This is a genomic window from Rhizobium sp. AAP116, assembly GCF_001295785.1.
Taxonomy (GTDB): domain Bacteria; phylum Pseudomonadota; class Alphaproteobacteria; order Rhizobiales; family Rhizobiaceae; genus Allorhizobium.
In genome coordinates this window covers 37,981-53,740 of the sequence record NZ_LJIB01000022.1, presented here as the reverse complement: position 1 = coordinate 53,740, position 15,760 = coordinate 37,981, and the positions used below count along the sequence as shown (strand labels likewise).

16 protein-coding genes and 2 tRNA genes are annotated in these 15,760 nt (G+C 59.9%); 11 read left to right on the top strand and 7 right to left on the bottom strand.

Annotated features, from left to right (window positions below; translation table 11 throughout):
• Nucleotides 1-199: 199 nt before the first annotated feature.
• The 5 genes from IP85_RS13155 to IP85_RS13135 all read right to left on the bottom strand — a co-directional run bounded on the left by IP85_RS13155 (nt 200) and on the right by IP85_RS13135 (nt 6,991).
• The gene (locus IP85_RS13155; protein ID WP_245280865.1) at nt 200-1,384 is read right to left on the bottom strand and encodes an OmpP1/FadL family transporter; all 1,185 of its coding nucleotides are present in this window, start codon (nt 1,382-1,384) and stop codon (nt 200-202) included.
• Nucleotides 1,385-1,834: 450 nt separating this feature from the next.
• Entirely contained in the window at nt 1,835-4,765 is a 2,931-nt protein-coding gene (locus tag IP85_RS13150) for a valine--tRNA ligase (RefSeq protein ID WP_054150130.1), read from the bottom strand.
• A 114-nt stretch (nt 4,766-4,879) separates the two neighbouring features.
• The gene (locus IP85_RS13145) at nt 4,880-5,842 is read right to left on the bottom strand and encodes a DUF2497 domain-containing protein (RefSeq protein WP_082347679.1); all 963 of its coding nucleotides are present in this window, start codon (nt 5,840-5,842) and stop codon (nt 4,880-4,882) included.
• A 195-nt stretch (nt 5,843-6,037) separates the two neighbouring features.
• Nucleotides 6,038-6,706: a protein-L-isoaspartate O-methyltransferase gene (locus IP85_RS13140; RefSeq protein ID WP_054150128.1), complete on the bottom strand. Its 669-nt coding sequence runs from the start codon at nt 6,704-6,706 to the stop codon at nt 6,038-6,040.
• Between the two features lie 211 nt (nt 6,707-6,917).
• Nucleotides 6,918-6,991, bottom strand: a tRNA-Cys gene (locus tag IP85_RS13135).
• A gap of 154 nt (nt 6,992-7,145) precedes the next feature.
• On the opposite strand from IP85_RS13135, the gene IP85_RS13130 reads away from it, so the two are divergent.
• Complete coding sequence (locus IP85_RS13130) at nt 7,146-7,967, top strand: hypothetical protein (protein ID WP_156322880.1); 822 nt, start codon at nt 7,146-7,148, stop codon at nt 7,965-7,967.
• 75 nt (nt 7,968-8,042) lie between these two features.
• Here the strand turns inward: IP85_RS13130 and IP85_RS13125 are convergent, their stop codons facing one another.
• Both IP85_RS13125 and IP85_RS13120 read right to left on the bottom strand, forming a co-directional pair.
• Nucleotides 8,043-8,270 (bottom strand): hypothetical protein, encoded by a 228-nt coding sequence (locus IP85_RS13125; protein ID WP_054150126.1) that lies wholly within the window; start codon nt 8,268-8,270, stop codon nt 8,043-8,045.
• A gap of 155 nt (nt 8,271-8,425) precedes the next feature.
• Nucleotides 8,426-8,707, bottom strand: a complete 282-nt coding sequence (locus IP85_RS13120; RefSeq protein ID WP_054150125.1) for a hypothetical protein — start codon at nt 8,705-8,707, stop codon at nt 8,426-8,428.
• 164 nt (nt 8,708-8,871) lie between these two features.
• On the opposite strand from IP85_RS13120, the gene IP85_RS13115 reads away from it, so the two are divergent.
• The 10 genes from IP85_RS13115 (at nt 8,872) to sseA (ending at nt 15,752) form a co-directional block, all read left to right on the top strand.
• Nucleotides 8,872-8,946, top strand: a tRNA-Asn gene (locus IP85_RS13115).
• A gap of 170 nt (nt 8,947-9,116) precedes the next feature.
• Entirely contained in the window at nt 9,117-9,341 is a 225-nt protein-coding gene (locus tag IP85_RS13110; RefSeq protein ID WP_054150124.1) for a hypothetical protein, read from the top strand.
• 108 nt (nt 9,342-9,449) lie between these two features.
• A complete protein-coding gene (locus IP85_RS13105; RefSeq protein ID WP_054150138.1) occupies nt 9,450-10,895 on the top strand; it encodes a deoxyribodipyrimidine photo-lyase in 1,446 nt (481 codons plus the stop codon).
• A 90-nt stretch (nt 10,896-10,985) separates the two neighbouring features.
• On the top strand, nt 10,986-11,240 hold the full coding sequence (locus IP85_RS13100) for a type II toxin-antitoxin system prevent-host-death family antitoxin (protein ID WP_054150137.1): 255 nt from the start codon (nt 10,986-10,988) through the stop codon (nt 11,238-11,240).
• Nucleotides 11,237-11,491, top strand: coding sequence for a Txe/YoeB family addiction module toxin (locus tag IP85_RS13095; protein WP_054150123.1), 255 nt, complete (start codon nt 11,237-11,239; stop codon nt 11,489-11,491). Before IP85_RS13100 ends, IP85_RS13095 begins: the two co-directional genes overlap by 4 nt.
• 118 nt (nt 11,492-11,609) lie before the next feature.
• Nucleotides 11,610-11,864 carry a type II toxin-antitoxin system Phd/YefM family antitoxin gene (locus tag IP85_RS13090; protein ID WP_054150122.1) on the top strand — a complete coding sequence of 85 codons (255 nt, stop codon included), beginning with the start codon at nt 11,610-11,612 and terminating at the stop codon, nt 11,862-11,864.
• Nucleotides 11,857-12,303, top strand: coding sequence for a PIN domain-containing protein (locus tag IP85_RS13085; RefSeq protein WP_054150121.1), 447 nt, complete (start codon nt 11,857-11,859; stop codon nt 12,301-12,303). The genes IP85_RS13090 and IP85_RS13085 overlap by 8 nt, the downstream gene beginning before the upstream one ends.
• Before the next feature lie 208 nt (nt 12,304-12,511).
• Entirely contained in the window at nt 12,512-13,549 is a 1,038-nt protein-coding gene (locus tag IP85_RS13080) for a cysteine synthase A (RefSeq protein WP_054150120.1), read from the top strand.
• 20 nt (nt 13,550-13,569) lie between these two features.
• Complete coding sequence (locus IP85_RS13075; protein ID WP_054150119.1) at nt 13,570-14,301, top strand: alanyl-tRNA editing protein; 732 nt, start codon at nt 13,570-13,572, stop codon at nt 14,299-14,301.
• A 26-nt stretch (nt 14,302-14,327) separates the two neighbouring features.
• The gene (gene sseA, locus IP85_RS22675) at nt 14,328-15,752 is read left to right on the top strand and encodes a 3-mercaptopyruvate sulfurtransferase (protein ID WP_054150118.1); all 1,425 of its coding nucleotides are present in this window, start codon (nt 14,328-14,330) and stop codon (nt 15,750-15,752) included.
• Nucleotides 15,753-15,760: the final 8 nt, after the last annotated feature.

The following is a 15,760-nucleotide window of genomic DNA, read 5'->3' as shown; positions in this document are numbered from 1 at the left end:
CCCCCGCCGTTCCACGCAACACCGGTGCTCTTCGTTTGTGGCGGGAAATGGACAAATTCGCCCGATGGACGGCCTGACAGGAAGGATAGAGGCGATGTTGCAGAATCATCACATTCCGGAAAGCTGAAAGACCGTTGCACGGGGTCAAACGAAAGAAGCCCGGACAAGCCGGGCTTCGATCAATTCGATGTTGCAGAGATCAGAAGCGAACCTTGAGCGAGGTCGAGACTGCTGCGGCGAGGTCGGTGCCAAAGTCGTAGGAAACCGCACTGCCATAGGTCTCGCCATCAAGGACAACCTGGCTCGAAGACCCTGATGTCAGCAAACTGACCGCACCAGCAACGCGAAACTCTACGTTTTCCGAAGGCGCGTATGACACGCCCGTCCCGAACGTCCACGTATCCGTCTGCGCGCCAAACCCCTGTGACGTACCCCGATCCCATGTCACAGAACCGGCGACACTCCATTGGTCATTAAGCTTATGCCCGATGCCTCCCGATACGGTCCAGCCGTCGCGATATCCGAGGTCGAGAGTGGTGCGCTGCACGTTGGTCGTTGAGTTGAAAAAGCGGACCTTCTGAAGCTGGCTCCAGTCTGCCCACTTAACCGATCCGAAAGCCAGCCAGTCAGGTGCAATACCAGTCTGCACCTTGAGTTCCAATGAATCAGGCATTTGTGCAGAGCCATAGACATTCTCAACACCCTGATTGACGCCCCGAAGGTCGAGGGTTCCGGTAATGTCGTTCAGCTTCACCTGGCTATTGTAAACAAGACTTGCCCGAAGTGCGTATTCGGGGATTTCGTATGCTGCGCCAATCCGCCAACCGTAACCATCGCCTTCGAGCTCAAGTCGACCGACGCCTGTCAACGAAGCAGGAACCAGCCCACTAACCAGCCGCTCCTTGAATCCATCAACCACCTGATAGAAAGCGCCGCCAATGATCCGCAACTGACCAGCGCCCATGTCGAACTTGTAAGAGCATGTCAATCCGTAGTTGTGACTGTTGACCTTGGTCTCGGCATTGTCGTTAGCACCCGCCCAGTTCAAACCAGGCTTAGTATGCGCACCCCAGGGCTGAGAGTAATCGGCCAAGCAGTCGACGCCTTCGGTCAGCGTTGCTTTGAAGCCGACCCGCGGAACGAAATAGCTTTCCGTTTCATCAACACTCGAAGGTCGGGTATTTAGGTCGCCATCAGCAGCTACTCTATCAACTGCATTGTTAAGGCTCCTATCAGGCGCCACATATGTCACGCCACTCTCGAACACATACTGGCCCGGATCGAACAGAAGGTCGATGTTGTAACCGCCACGTTCAAGACCGCCTGCCTGCGCGCCTCCCACGAATGCGCATGCTGCGATCAGCCCGAGGGCCGTTGTCTTCATCAAATGGTTCGCCATGTCTCTCCCCAATTCAGGCAAAACTGTGATTGGCATACTAGACATGTGGGAGAGGATGGCAATCCGGTGACGGCCATCACAGGATTGTTCCCTCACCCAAATTTTTACGTAACGATCCTTACGCGCACGTCAAAACACCCGAGCCGTGGACAAAATTTCTCAAATACCGTCCAAAAATCCTGATCTGTGAGAAAAAAATTTTACACACAACACCATGCGTTGCGCGTGCGCCACAGTATTGCCGATCATCACCTTGGTCGAATTTTATGCATCTCGCCCGACCCAGGCAGGCAATGAGGACCTTGGCAACGAGATAACGCTCAGAATCAATATGAAATAGAGCAAAACACCCTTTTCAGCATGGTGCAGCGCAAAAAAGAAAAGGCCGGATGCAAGATCCGGCCTTTAGAATTTCATTCCTGAAGCTTTTGCAGATCAACCTGCCTCGATAACCCGCGAAAGCGCGGTCAGGAGGCTCGCCTTCTGCACTTCAAGCTCCTGCTGGCGTTCGCGCTCGGCAGCCACCACCTCCGGATTGGCATTGGCGACGAACTTCTCGTTGCCCAGCTTTCCGGCGATGCGGCCCAGTTCCTGGTCCACCTTGGCGATTGCCTTTTCGATTCGGGCCTTTTCGGCAGAGAGATCGATCAAGGCCCCCAGCGGCAGGCAGGCGGTTGCCTCACCGACGACGATCTGGGCAGCGCCCTTCGGTGCGACATCGGCAACGGTAATCGCCTCGACACGGGCGAGACGCTTGATCGCCGCATCATGACGGATCAACCGCTCCTGGGTCACGCCATTGGCGCCGACGACGACGAGCGGGGCTGTCGCGCCCGGCGGCACATTCATTTCCGAACGGGCAGAGCGGATACCGGTGACCAGATCGATCAGCCAGTTGATGTCAGCTGCCGAATTCTCATCGGAGAATTCCGGCGTCGGCCAGTCGGCGTGGCAGAGTAGCGTATCGCGGGACACACCCTCGCCTGCCGTATGGGCCCAGAGCTCTTCCGTCATGAAGGGCATGAAGGGATGCAAGAGCTTGTAGATCTGCTCAAGCACAAAGGCCGCGCAGGCCTGCGCTTCCTTCTTGGCGCTTTCGTCCTCGCCCATGAATACGGGCTTGAGCAATTCCAGATACCAGTCGCAGAACTGGTTCCAGACGAAGCGATAGAGGCTGCCGGCGGCGTCGTTGAAACGATAGTTCTCGATCGCCTCTGTCACCTCGGCTTCCGTGCGGGCAAGCTCGGTGAGGATCCAGCGGTTGATGGCGAGCGAGGTTGTCTCCGGCAGGAATGCCGGATCGGCCTTCACGCCGTTCATTTCGGCAAAACGCGTGGCGTTCCACAGCTTGGTGCCGAAGTTGCGGTAGCCAGCAATACGTGCCGGGTCGAGCTTCACGTCGCGACCCTGCGCTGCCATGATCGCGAGGGTGAAGCGCAGCGCGTCGGCACCGTATTCGTCGATCAGCTCCAGCGGGTCGATGACGTTGCCCTTGGACTTCGACATCTTCTGGCCGTTCTTGTCGCGAACCAGCGCATGCACATAGACCGTGTGGAAGGGCTCGACCGGCTTGCCGTCCTCGTCCTTCATGAAGTGCAGGCCCATCATCATCATCCGGGCGACCCAGAAGAAGATGATGTCGAAGCCGGTGACGAGAACGTCGGTCTGGTAGTATTTCGCCAGCTCCGGCGTCTCGTCTGGCCAGCCGAGTGTCGAGAAGGGCCAGAGCGCCGACGAGAACCAGGTGTCAAGCACATCCTCGTCGCGGGTCAGGATCTCGCCGGGCTGGAAGTTCTCGAGCTTCTCCTCGACCCAGGCCTTCCAGGGACCTTCATGGGCGATGTAGTGCTGGATCGCCGAATGCAGCGCCTCTTCCTCGGTCTTCTCGACGAAGACCTGACCGTCGGGACCATACCAGGCAGGGATCTGGTGACCCCACCAGAGCTGGCGGGAAATACACCAGGGCTCGATGTTCTCCATCCACTCGAAGTAGGTCTTTTCCCAGTTCTTCGGCACGAAGTTGGTGCGGCCTTCGCGCACGGAGGCAATCGCCGGCTCGGCCAGCGTCTTTGCGTCAGCAAACCACTGGTCGGTCAGCATCGGCTCGATGACGACGCCGGAACGGTCGCCGAAGGGCTGCATGATCTTCTTGTTCTCGACGAAGGGAATGTCGTTGCCTTCGGCGTCTTTCACCGTGACGGCGAGACCTTCCGCATTGATCGTCTCAACGATGCGTTTGCGGGCTTCGTAACGGTCGAGGCCGCGATATTCTTCGGGGACCAGATTGATATCGTCAACCTCGGTCTCGTTCGGCAGTTCGCCTGATTTGGCGATGTCGAGGGCACGCGCGGCGTAGACGGCATAATCCTCGCCATCGGCGCGCATCTTCGCCTGGGTATCCATCAAGCGGTAGAGCGGGATCTTGTTGCGGCGGGCGACCTGGTAGTCGTTGAAGTCATGCGCGCCGGTAATCTTCACCGCACCTGAGCCAAACTTCGGATCCGGATATTCGTCGGTGATGATCGGGATCAGACGGCGATGCTCCTTGGGTCCAACAGGGATCTCGCAGAGCTTGCCGACGATCGCCGCGTAACGCTCATCCGAGGGATGGACGGCCACCGCGCCATCGCCGAGCATGGTCTCAGGCCGCGTCGTTGCGATCGCGATATAGTCGCGCTCCTCCTGGAAGGTGACGTTGCCGTCCTCATCCTTCTCGACATAGGTATAGGTTTCCCCACCGGCCAGCGGATACTTGAAGTGCCACATATGGCCTTCAACTTCCTTGTTCTCGACCTCGAGGTCGGAAATCGCGGTCTCGAACTTCGGATCCCAATTGACCAGCCGCTTGCCGCGATAGATCAGGCCCTCTTTATAAAGCGAAACGAAAACTTCGAGGACTGCGGCCGACAGACCCTCATCCATGGTGAAGCGCTCGCGCGACCAGTCACAGGAGGCGCCGAGGCGCTTCAGCTGGTTGAAGATCAACCCGCCCGATTCTTCCTTCCATTCCCAGACCTTCTCGATAAAGGCCTCACGGCCCATGTCACGGCGCGAAAGGTTCTGGCCGTTTTCAGCAAGCTTGCGCTCGACGACCATCTGGGTCGCAATGCCGGCATGGTCCATGCCCGGCTGCCACAGCACATCCTTGCCGCGCATGCGCTCGAAGCGGACCATGATGTCCTGCAGCGTGTTGTTCAGCGCGTGACCCATGTGCAGCGAACCGGTGACGTTCGGCGGCGGGATCACGATGGTGAAGGTGTCCTCGCCCGGCTTCGCGTTGGCGCCAGCACGAAACGCATCGGCGTCTTCCCATGCTTTCGCGATTTTCGGTTCGACGGCGGCTGAATCATAGGTCTTTTCGAGCATTTTCCGACCGGATTTTCGAGTTCTGGATGTGGCTTGGTAAATAGGACTGACAAAACCAAGTCAATAAAAAAGGCCGCTCTTGCGAGCGGCCCATGATCCCCAAAGGGAGTTCAATCAGCGTCGCGGGCCGCGGGCGACGCGTTCGATTTCCTCGCGCACGAGGCGCTCCACCAGCGTCGGCAGATTGTCGTCCAGCCAGTCCTTGAGCATCGGACGCAGCATCTCCTCGGCAACCTCGTCGAGTGAACGGCGCTCGCTGCCGTCAAAGGCGGCCGCTAGTTCGGAGAAGGAGCGCGAAACCTGCTCGACGGTTGCGGCGGAAACAAGGGCGGTCGGATCCCGTACCTCGTTTTCCGTCTTCTGATGCATATCGGTGGCCGCGGACGTCGCCTGCATGTCCACCTCGAACGATGGCTCTGCCAGCTCCGTGGCGGGTTCCAGGAATGTCGGCTCCCTGCGTTCAGCGCGAACCTCAACATGGGCCATGCGCGCGATCGGCGACGGTTCTGCGGGGCGCTCGGCTTCCCGTTCGGCACGCGGCACTGGTGCCTGAGCCGGTTCGGCGGCGATCGTCGGGCGCAGCTGCTGGTCGCGCATCTCGGAGAGACGAGTCGACATGACAGGCGCCCTATGCTGCGCCTCGTCGGCAGAAATTTCGCTGTCGCGACGTGGCTGCGAGACCGTCACATGGGCAGTCGTGTTGGACAATTGCGGCGGGCTCGGACGTTCGGTGCGTTCGGAGGCGGATCGTACACGGGCGGCGAGATCGGCAAGCGACACGCTCTTGGGTGCTTCCGGAGCCTGTTCGAGGACCGGCTCGCGACGCGGCTCGACTTCGGCGCGCTCCATGTCCCGCTGCGGAAACAGGGGGAAAGCGGAACCGGCATCGTTGGCCGGGACGAATTCGCCGCCATCATAGCCCATGTCCTCGTCGCTCTCGCCCTGATCGTCGGTCAGCGACGCTGCATCCTGCGTCAGGCTTCCACCGTTCACGGGATCATTGCTCTCGATGATCCGGCGGATGGATGCCAGGATCTCTTCCATGGACGGTTCACGCGCTACGCTTGGCTGAGCCATACTAATCCCCGTTGTCCTCAGAAATTCTCGGTCGGGACATAAGCACCCACACCGATTCGCGCTCACCCTAGGATACGCGCCTCTCGAAAAAAATCACGTGCGCAGAATGAATTGCGGTGATGCACAGCTTTGTTGCGCACCAACGAAAAGGCCCGCACGTGGCAGGCCTCAAACGCACTCGTTGAACGTCGAGCTTCAGAAGACGAATTCGGCTGCCTTACGGAAACCGGGCAACGGCTTCACGGCGGCATTGAAATATTCGGTGTGGGAGGTGATGCCGCCGTTCTTGACATAGAGGCGGGCGCGGGCCGCATTGCCATAACCGACGACGGCGACAAGACGACCACCCTCGCGCAGCTGCGCCAGCAGGGCTTCCGACAGCTCCTCGACGGCACCGTTGACGAAGATGACATCATAGGGTGCTTCGGCGGCATAGCCGTCCTCCAGCTTGGCGGAGACCACGGCGACATTGTCATAACCGAGTTCGGAGAGCGTTTCGGTCGACCGGGCCACAAGCGCCTCGTCACTCTCGGTCGCCACGACGGAACCGGCGAGCAGCGACAGAAGTGCTGCTGCATAACCGGCGCCACAGCCGATCTCGAGCACCAGGTCATCCTTGGTGATGGCGGCCAGCTGCAGAAGCTTGGCGAGCGGCGACGGCTCCATGATGTAGCGAGCCGGATTGCCATTGGCGGCGGGCGCCACCTGCATATCCTCGTCGATATAGGCGAGCGGCTTCAGCTCGGCTGCAACGAAGGCTTCGCGCGGCACCGAAAGGAAGGCGGTCAGCACGGAATGGGACGTGACGTCCGTCGTCCTGATCTGGTTGTCCACCATCTTGGTGCGTGCTGCTACGTAATCCATCATTTCATTCGCGCCCCGTGTCGACCGGCCATAGCGGCTTATTCCACCCGTGTCTTTAATTGCAGGGCGAGGCGCTTTCAAGCCGGTCTTCTTCTCGCACACGAGAATATCGCGGTCGCGAAGTGACGCAGTCGCTCTTGCGGAACGCGCAATGACCACATCGCCGATGCCGCCGGGATAAGGTCGATTGTATCTATGGAGAGAGTTCGGATGGAGGCCTCGCCCGGAATTGAACCGGGGTACAAGGATTTGCAGTCCTCTGCGTCACCACTCCGCCACGAGGCCATCCGAGTAGAAAAGTGCGTGTGGTGGCGGGGATTTAGACGCGTTCCAGAGAATCCGCAAGACCCATTTTCTGAAATTCGTCCTTTTAATTTTCTGAAATTATGTTTCTGGTTAGTTCTGTCTTCGATAACAAATGGATGGGACCTTCGCCGGCATGAAAGCTATCAATGCGGCACTGCTAGGTGCGCTCGGAGGCGCGGTTACCGTGGCTGCTGTTGTCTATATTGTTGATCCAGCCGGCTCCCTGACCTTTCCCTTCACTGTAGCAGACGTAGCCACTCTGGTTTCCGGTTTCGGCGGAGCAATCGCTGGCGCTATCGTTGCAGCAAAAGTTTCAATCCACTTGGCCGAGCAGGCGTCAATCGAAAACGCTCGACGGGAGGAAGAGGCGCGTTTAGCGCTTAGCCACAGTCAGACTTTGTCAGTGCTGCTTAAGATTGAGGAGATCCTGAACGGGCTGTACACTCAGAAGATGTACTTTTGGGAATGCTTCAGAACAGCGAACGAGCGGAAGCAGATCCACTTGCCGTTGTGGGCAATAGTCCGCCAACAGGCTGGAGGCGCCACTCAGACGCCGACATTCAGTGCTGAAGACTTCGTCCCACTGATGATCGCGAAGAAGAGCGAACTAATTCAAGAATGCAGACTCATCGAACGCCGATATGCAGTCATCGAGAAAAGCTTAGAGATCTATGGGTCGAAGCGCGAGTCTTTGCAAGAACTCCTCGAGGCCCACTCGGAGGCGACAAGTGAGAGCCAGATCCTGACGACAATTGCTGATGAAGAAGTCGCCCGGCGGGCCCAGATCCAGATAAATGCATTGCAGTTCTTGATAACCGACATCTACACAAAAATTAAAATTGACCTGGCTCATGCACAGACGCTGGCTGACGAACTGTCCGAGGCCGTAAGTCAAATTTTGGGCGAAAGAGCGCTGATAAATCTGCGACGCGTTGACGACGATACGACTGCCTGACGGTAGCCCGGAGAGATTTTAAGTCTCTTGCGGCCGGCAGTGTCCTTGCGTCCGCACGCGGATCACTTCACGCCCTCACGCGGAATGCGTCGGCCAGCGACGACGATCGAGCAGACGTGTTGCGGCCATGGTGCTGGCGGCTTCGGCCAGGCGTCCGGGATCGGTCATGCCCGATGTATAAAGCCGGATCACCGCCTTGCCCACCGCTTCGCGATGGCCGTCATCGGAATAAGCGGGCTGTGCCGGTTCGGCCGCCCGCATCGCGTGATCGATAATGTGAAAATCTCTTGGCGTCAGAATCAAGGAACTCTCCGCCTGGATTAATATGTTCATGTCGTATGACCTTTCCGGGAACCAGACGGCGAGCGCCGCGTTCGGTATCCCCGATTGAGTCCGCCCAGGGTATCGGGTTGGAACCATCAGGTCATTTCACTATGACATGTGCCGCGTTGTGGGCGTCAGCCCCCGCTGCCGGGGCGTGACGCGTCCTTGCGGCGACTCCACCAGACGGTCAAACGCCGACGACGGCGTCGAACGGCCGGCAGGTCATGAGAGAGAACGATCAGGCCAAGCGGCACCATCCAGAAGCCCAGGATCGGCAGGAAGCCCAGAAAGCCACCGCCGACGAGTGCCGTTCCCGTCACGATTCGACCGGCCTTGGAGCGCGGAACGGGGATCTCCAGCCTGCCGAGGACAAGGCGCCCTCGCTGTTGGTCGAGCCGATACCGACGTTCTGGCATTCACGAGACTCCCTGCGTTTCAGCGGTTTTGGGCCCCCTTCCCACGGCCCTCCAGATGGTGAGCCCACAAATAAAAACAAGACGATGACATTTTTTTTGAAAAACCGCTTGGCAAACGGAGCGAGCATCAGTATTACCCCGCTCACACCGCGGCAAGCGGCTGTTCCCTGGTAGCTCAGCGGTAGAGCATTCGACTGTTAATCGACAGGTCGCCGGTTCGAATCCGGCCCGGGGAGCCATCTAATTTCAAAGCCCGCGCCTCACAAAGGCAGCGGGCTTTTTGATTCAATGCGCGTTGCCGGCCCACAAGATCCAATGTGGACTTTCCGGCAATGGTTCCGAAACCCCCTCTTCACCTTTCGCTGCTATTTCCCTCCTCGTACGGAAAAGAATGCAAGGAGGACGGCCGATGTGGCTTGAGCTTCACGATGGGGACGGCTTTCCCTTCTACGTCAACATGGACAATGTGGTGGATTTCCGCTGGTACGAGCGGGAAGGCTATACATGCCTGCTGACCACCGCCCCGGTCGCAGAAAAGCTGCATCGCCTCTATGTCCGCGAAAACGCCCAGGAAATCATGGCCATGCTTCGGGCCGAACAGGCCCGGCGCATACCTGCACGCTCCGCCGCCTGACAGGTCAGCATGCGGGCGCATGCCAGAGTGTGAGATTCGTGACAGCGGCGTGATCTTGTCGCGGTAACCCTTCGTATGGCTTTGAAAGCCAACGAAGAAGAACAACGCATGCCGCAATCCGCCAAAACGCTCATCCTCTGGTTCCGCAAGGATCTCAGGATCTCCGACCACGCCGCGCTCGCAACCGCGGCGGATGAGGGGTTTCGCATCGTACCTCTTTATATAAGGGAGCCAGAGCACGCCGGCACCGGACCGCTCGGCGCGGCGCAAGCCTGGTGGCTGCATCACTCGCTCGAAGCCTTCGGGGAATCGCTGGCAAGGCTCGGCTCCAATCTGATCCTGCGCAGCGGCGCCGCAGACGCCGTGCTCGCCGATCTCATCACAGAAACCGGCGCTTCGGCCGTCTTCTGGAATCGTCGTTATGATCCCTCAGGCATTGCTGTCGACAAGGCGTTGAAGGCAAAACTAATCGCTGATGGCATCGACGTGCGCACCTTTGCCGGCCAGATCCTGCACGAGCCGACCAAGCTCAAGACCGGCGCCGGCGGCCATTTTCGCGTCTATACGCCCTTCTGGAAGGCGCTGGACGGGTCCGGCGAGCCGCCCGAGCCGATCCCCGCCCCGAACTCGCTCACCGCGCCTGACCATTGGCCGAAGAGCGAGACGCTTTCGGACTGGAAACTGCTGCCGACCAGGCCGAACTGGGCGAAAGGCTTTGAAAGCGAATGGCAGCCCGGCGAAGACGGCGCAAGCAAGCGCCTCGCCGCTTTCATCGCATCCGGCCTCAAGGGCTATCGCACCCGCCGCGATTTTCCCGGTGAAGCGCATGTCTCGATGCTCTCGCCGCACTTAGCGCTGGGCGAAATTTCGCCCGCGTCCGTCTGGCACGCAACGCGCGGGCTGCCGGACGCCTATTCGAGTGAGGACTATATCCACTTCCGCAAGGAGCTCGTCTGGCGCGATTTTTCCTATCATCTGCTCTTCCATTTTCCCGATCTCGCGACCAAAAACTGGAACGCCAAGTTCGACGTCTTCCCCTGGCGCGACGCGCCGGATCTGCTCGAAAAGTGGCAGCGCGGCCAGACCGGCTACCCGATCGTCGATGCCGGCATGCGCCAGCTCTGGCAGACGGGCTTCATGCACAACCGCGTGCGCATGATTGTCGCCTCCTTCCTGATCAAGGACCTTTTGATCGACTGGCGCGAAGGCGAACGCTGGTTCCGCGACACGCTTGTCGATGCCGACCCGGCCTCGAATGCAGCCAGTTGGCAATGGGTCGCCGGCTCCGGCGCCGATGCCGCTCCCTTTTTCCGCATCTTCAACCCCACCAGCCAGGGCGAGAAATTCGATCCCGAAGGGGCTTACATCCGTCGCTTCGTACCGGAGCTGAGAGGCATGTCGAACAAGTTCATCCACAAGCCATCGGAGGCGCCCTTCGCGATGCTGAAGGAAGCAGGCGTGAGCCTCGGCAAGACCTATCCGCTGCCGATCGTCGATCACGGCAAGGCAAGGGATGCGGCGATGGCGGCGTTTCAGGGGTTGAGGGGGGAGTGATGCGGCCACGCCGAGTTGTGCAAATCAACGGGCGCCCTGCAAAAAGAGAGCAAGAGTTGCTTCTTGTACGCGATCAAGTACAATAAAGAGATGAGAACGACATCCTACAGCGACCTGCGCAAGAACCTGGCCTCTCTGCTCGACAGCGTGACTGAGGACCGGACGCCTGTGCTGATCACCCGTGATCGCGGCAAGCCCGCTGCCGTTCTGATGTCGGTGGAGGATTTTGCGTCCTATGAGGAAACGCAGCATCTCCTAAAGAGCCCCCGCAACGCCGAACGCCTGCTTGAAGCGGTGCGGGACCTCGATGAAGGCAAGGGCGAGGCGCGCGAGCTCTCGGAGTGAAGCTCATCTTCCATGCGCGTGCCTGGGAGGACTACCTGTATTGGCAGTCTACCGATCCGAAGATGCTGGCGCGCGTCAATCAATTGATCAAGGACAGCAGCCGATCACCCTTTCATGGCATCGGCAAACCGGAGCCGCTGCGGGGCGAGTTGCGCGGCTGGTGGTCGCGGCGGATCGATCAGGAGCATCGGCTCGTCTATCGTCCGACGGAAGACGGGCTCCTGATCGCGCAGTGCCGCCATCACTACTGATCGACTTTGGGAAGGACCCTAGTGGCCAGTTCGACGGCCAGCAAACTCAGCCCCCGCACTGGACCTTGATCCATCTCTCCGCTAAAATGACCATACATAGTCATTTTAGGAGATCCACATGTCGAGCATGAGTGTTGCCGATGCCAAGGCAGGATTCGCCAGCCTCGTCGATGATGCCGCCAACGGCGAATTCGTTACGATTACCCGTCACGGGAAGCCTGCCGCCATGTTGGTCAGCGTCGAGGCCGGAGAGGCGGCGAAACGGGCGATGTCGAAGCCGAGACCGAATTTCGGAGAGTTCCTGATGTCTTATCCCGGCCCCGCCGATCTAGTCCGCAATCCATCCCCCATGCGGGACGTCGAGCTTGAATAACGGCTTCCTCATCGACACCAACATCATCTCGCTCTTTTCGCCCGACCGGAAGCAGGCGCCATCCGAGGCGATGCGTATGTGGTTTCGAAATGAAGGCGAAGTCCTTTATGTGTCGGCCATCACGCTGGCGGAGATCGAGAAGGTCCTGCGCAAATTGCATCGTCGCGGCGGCTTCGAGCGGTCGCAGCGCTTAAGCGACTGGCTCGATACGATCACTGAAACCTTCGGCGACCGAATCTTGCCCGTCGACCCCATCGTTGCCCGGATCGCCGGCGGGCTCGACGATGTCGCTACCGCGAGCGGCGCGCATCCCAGGTTCGCCGACATCCTGATTGCCGCCACAGCAAAGGCTTACGGGCTGACAGTGATTACCGCCACTCTGAAGCACTTCATGCCTCTTGGCGTGGCCTGTGATTTTCCAGAAGCCCTCAGATCCTAGTCCCGAACGCATTTTCCCTCTCTCCGCCGCCACGCGAAAAGCCATTCCTTGCCTTTGCCTGCCCTCGGGCGGAAAAGACCTGTCCACGTTTCGCGCTGACCGCTGCCCCGCAGAATCTTGCCCAGAAGGACAAAATTGCGCGGCATACCGGTTTTCTTCCCCGCGCATTTGGTTCTAGTGTCCGCGTCAGACAAAAAAGGCAGGCATCATGGCATTTCACCCCTCCGTGCTCGAGGCGATCGGCAATACGCCCCTCATCCGGCTGAAAGGCGCCTCGCAGGCGACCGGCTGCACCATTCTCGGCAAGGCCGAATTCCTCAATCCCGGCCAGTCGGTCAAGGATCGCGCGGCGCTGTTCATCATCCGTGATGCCGAGCGGCGCGGGCTGCTGCGCCCCGGCGGCGTGATCGTCGAGGGCACGGCCGGCAATACCGGCATCGGGTTGACGCTGGTTGCCAAGGCGCTTGGCTACCGCACCGTGATCGTCATCCCGGAAACCCAGAGCCAGGAGAAGAAGGACGCGCTGAAGCTGCTCGGCGCCGAGCTCGTTGAAGTGCCGGCGGTGCCGTACAAGAACCCGAACAACTATGTGAAGATCTCCGGCCGTCTCGCCGCCCAGCTAGCGAAGAGCGAGCCCAACGGTGCGATCTGGGCGAACCAGTTCGACAACACCGTCAACCGTGACGCCCATGTAGAGACGACGGCGAAAGAGATCTATGTGCAGACCGGCGGCGCCGTCGATGGCTTCATCTGCGCGGTAGGCTCAGGCGGCACGCTCGCCGGCACCGGCATCGGTCTTCGCAACATGAAACCATCCGTCAAGATCGGCCTTGCCGATCCGGAGGGTGCTGCGCTCTTTGAGTATTACAAGAACGGCGAGCTCAAGTCCTCGGGATCCTCGATCACCGAGGGCATTGGCCAGGGCCGCATCACCGCGAACCTCGAAGGTTTTGCGCCTGACTTCGCCTATCAGATCCCCGATTCCGAAGCGCTCGACATTGTCTTCGACATCGTCGAGAACGAGGGCATCTGCCTCGGCGGCTCGTCAGGCATCAACATTGCGGGTGCCATGCGTCTGGCTCGCGAACTCGGCCCCGGCCACACGATCGTGACGATCCTCTGCGACTACGGCAACCGCTATCAGTCGAAGCTCTACAACCCGGATTTCCTGCGTTCGAAGGGCCTGCCGGTTCCGGCCTGGCTGGAAAAGCGCCCCGCCTTCGACCTGCCCTTCGAAACTGCCTGATTGTTATTGAAAGCATAGCTATGACCACCATCGCCCTCTACCGCGACGATTTCTATCTCTCGACGGCGGAAGCGGTGGTCACGGCCGTGCATGAAGACGGCGCGGTCGAACTCGACCAGACCTGTTTCTATGCGGCCTCCGGCGGGCAACCGGGCGATACCGGTTTCCTGGAGCGGGAGGATGGCAGCCACATCCAGCTTGCCGAGACGCGCCACGGCGCCAGCAAGGATATCATTTTGCACCGCCCTCTCGACGGCGAACCTCTGCCCGCAGTCGGCGAAAAGCTCGTGCTGCATGTCGACTGGGCGCGCCGCTACAAGCTGATGCGCATGCACACAGCCTGCCACCTGCTCTCCGTCGTCTGCTCCTATCCGATCACGGGTGCGGCCGTCGGCGAAGAGGAAAGCCGGGTGGATTTCGACATGTCAGAGACGATCGACAAGGACCAGGTGACGGCAGACCTGATGAAGCTCGTCGGCGAAAATCACCCCGTTTATCTCCAGTGGATCACCGACGAGGAGCTCGCGGCCAACCCCGGCATCGTCAAGTCGAAGAATGTCCGCCCGCCTGTCGGCCTTGGTCGGGTGTCTTTGGTCTGTATCGGCGAGCATTCCGCCGTTGACAGTCAGCCCTGCGGGGGCACACATGTTTCCGAGACCCAGGAGGTCGGTGCGATTCATATCGCCAAGATCGAAAAGAAGGGCAAGGAGAACCGCCGGTTCCGCATTCGCTTTGGAGCCCCGGAGACCTAAGCCATAGGAACTTACGGGAGAAGTGCATGTCCGGTGAAAGAAGCCGTTTCGTCGTTTCGGCGGATTGGGTGGAAAAGAACCTCGGGTCTCCCGGCTTCAAGCTCGTCGATGCCTCCTGGTATCTGCCGGCTCATAACCGCAACGGCGCCGTGGAATATGCCTCCGGCCACATTCCAGGTGCGGTCTTCTTTGATCAGGACGTGATTGCCGACACCACCACCGGCCTGCCCCATTCCCTGCCGTCGCCCTCCTTTTTTGCCCAGGCCGTCGGCCAGCTCGGTATTTCCGCCGAGGATACGATCGTCGTTTATGATGGTCCCGGCTTCTTTTCGGCGCCGCGTGTCTGGTGGATGTTCCGTGTCATGGGCGCGCGGCGCGTCTACGTGCTTGAAGGCGGCATCGATGGCTGGAAGGCGGAAGAGCGAAAGCTTGAAACCGACCTGCCGGAACCGGCACCTGTTACCTTCGAGGCGCAGTTCGACCGCTCGAGACTCACCTCCTTCGACCAGATGTCGGCGATTTCAGACGAGGGCGACAAGCAGATTGCCGACGCCCGTCCGGCCGGCCGCTTCACCGGCGAAGAGCCCGAACCCCGCGAAGGCATGCGCTCCGGCCACATCCCCGGGGCACGCAGCGTGCCTGCATCATCGCTGTCGGAAAACGGCCGCTTGAAGGATCTCGCCACCCTGCGCTCGATCTTCACCAGTGCCGGTATCGATCTCAACAATCCGGTTGTGACGTCCTGCGGCTCAGGTGTGACGGCAGCCGTCGTGACGCTGGCGCTCGAAAGCCTGGGGCATACCGACAATTCGCTCTATGACGGCTCCTGGTCGGAATGGGGGTCGAAGACCGATACGCCTGTCGTCACCGGCGACGCTTCATCGCTCAGCTCGAAGACGTCGGGGCCGCTGACCGCCCATGTCACGCGGCTCGAAATGACGGCCCCGCCGAAATCCAGCCTTCCGGTGCCGGTCAACATTCAGACGGCAATCATGCGCACGCATGAAATCCCGCTTTCCTTCTACCGCTTCCTGCACCGCCAGGTTGGTGCACGCTGGCACTGGTATGAGCGCCTGCGTTTGCCCGACGAGCAGCTGAAGGCGATCATCCACGCACAGAAGGTGTCGATTTCGGTTCTCTATGTGAACGGCGCGCCGGCCGGCTTCTACGAGCTCTCCCAGGAAAGCGACGATCTCGTCGAGCTCTCCTATTTCGGCCTCTTCGAACATGCGCTGGGGCTCGGCATCGGCAAGTGGTTCCTGCTCCAGTGTCTCTATGCCGCATGGGCGAGCAATCCGAAGACAGTCACCGTCACCACCAATTCGCTCGACCATCCGCGCGCGCTGCAGCTCTACCAGCAGTTTGGCTTCTCGCCCGTCGGCACCTATGACGCCCTGGTCGATCCCCTGACCGATCAGGAGCTGTTGGCGCTCATCAAGCGCGACGGCTGACGCCGCCG

Bases quoted from the DNA above. Each gene is read 5' to 3' on its own strand.
- IP85_RS13155 (WP_245280865.1), bottom strand. From the start codon at position 1,384: ATGAAGACAACGGCCCTCGGGCTGATCGCAGCATGCGCATTCGTGGGA.
- IP85_RS13150 (WP_054150130.1), bottom strand. From the start codon at position 4,765: ATGCTCGAAAAGACCTATGATTCAGCCGCCGTCGAACCGAAAATCGCG.
- IP85_RS13145 (WP_082347679.1), bottom strand. From the start codon at position 5,842: ATGGCTCAGCCAAGCGTAGCGCGTGAACCGTCCATGGAAGAGATCCTG.
- IP85_RS13140 (WP_054150128.1), bottom strand. From the start codon at position 6,706: ATGGATTACGTAGCAGCACGCACCAAGATGGTGGACAACCAGATCAGG.
- IP85_RS13130 (WP_156322880.1), top strand. From the start codon at position 7,146: ATGAAAGCTATCAATGCGGCACTGCTAGGTGCGCTCGGAGGCGCGGTT.
- IP85_RS13120 (WP_054150125.1), bottom strand. From the start codon at position 8,707: ATGCCAGAACGTCGGTATCGGCTCGACCAACAGCGAGGGCGCCTTGTC.
- IP85_RS13110 (WP_054150124.1), top strand. From the start codon at position 9,117: ATGTGGCTTGAGCTTCACGATGGGGACGGCTTTCCCTTCTACGTCAAC.
- IP85_RS13105 (WP_054150138.1), top strand. From the start codon at position 9,450: ATGCCGCAATCCGCCAAAACGCTCATCCTCTGGTTCCGCAAGGATCTC.
- IP85_RS13100 (WP_054150137.1), top strand. From the start codon at position 10,986: ATGAGAACGACATCCTACAGCGACCTGCGCAAGAACCTGGCCTCTCTG.
- IP85_RS13090 (WP_054150122.1), top strand. From the start codon at position 11,610: ATGTCGAGCATGAGTGTTGCCGATGCCAAGGCAGGATTCGCCAGCCTC.
- IP85_RS13080 (WP_054150120.1), top strand. From the start codon at position 12,512: ATGGCATTTCACCCCTCCGTGCTCGAGGCGATCGGCAATACGCCCCTC.
- IP85_RS13075 (WP_054150119.1), top strand. From the start codon at position 13,570: ATGACCACCATCGCCCTCTACCGCGACGATTTCTATCTCTCGACGGCG.
- sseA (WP_054150118.1), top strand. From the start codon at position 14,328: ATGTCCGGTGAAAGAAGCCGTTTCGTCGTTTCGGCGGATTGGGTGGAA.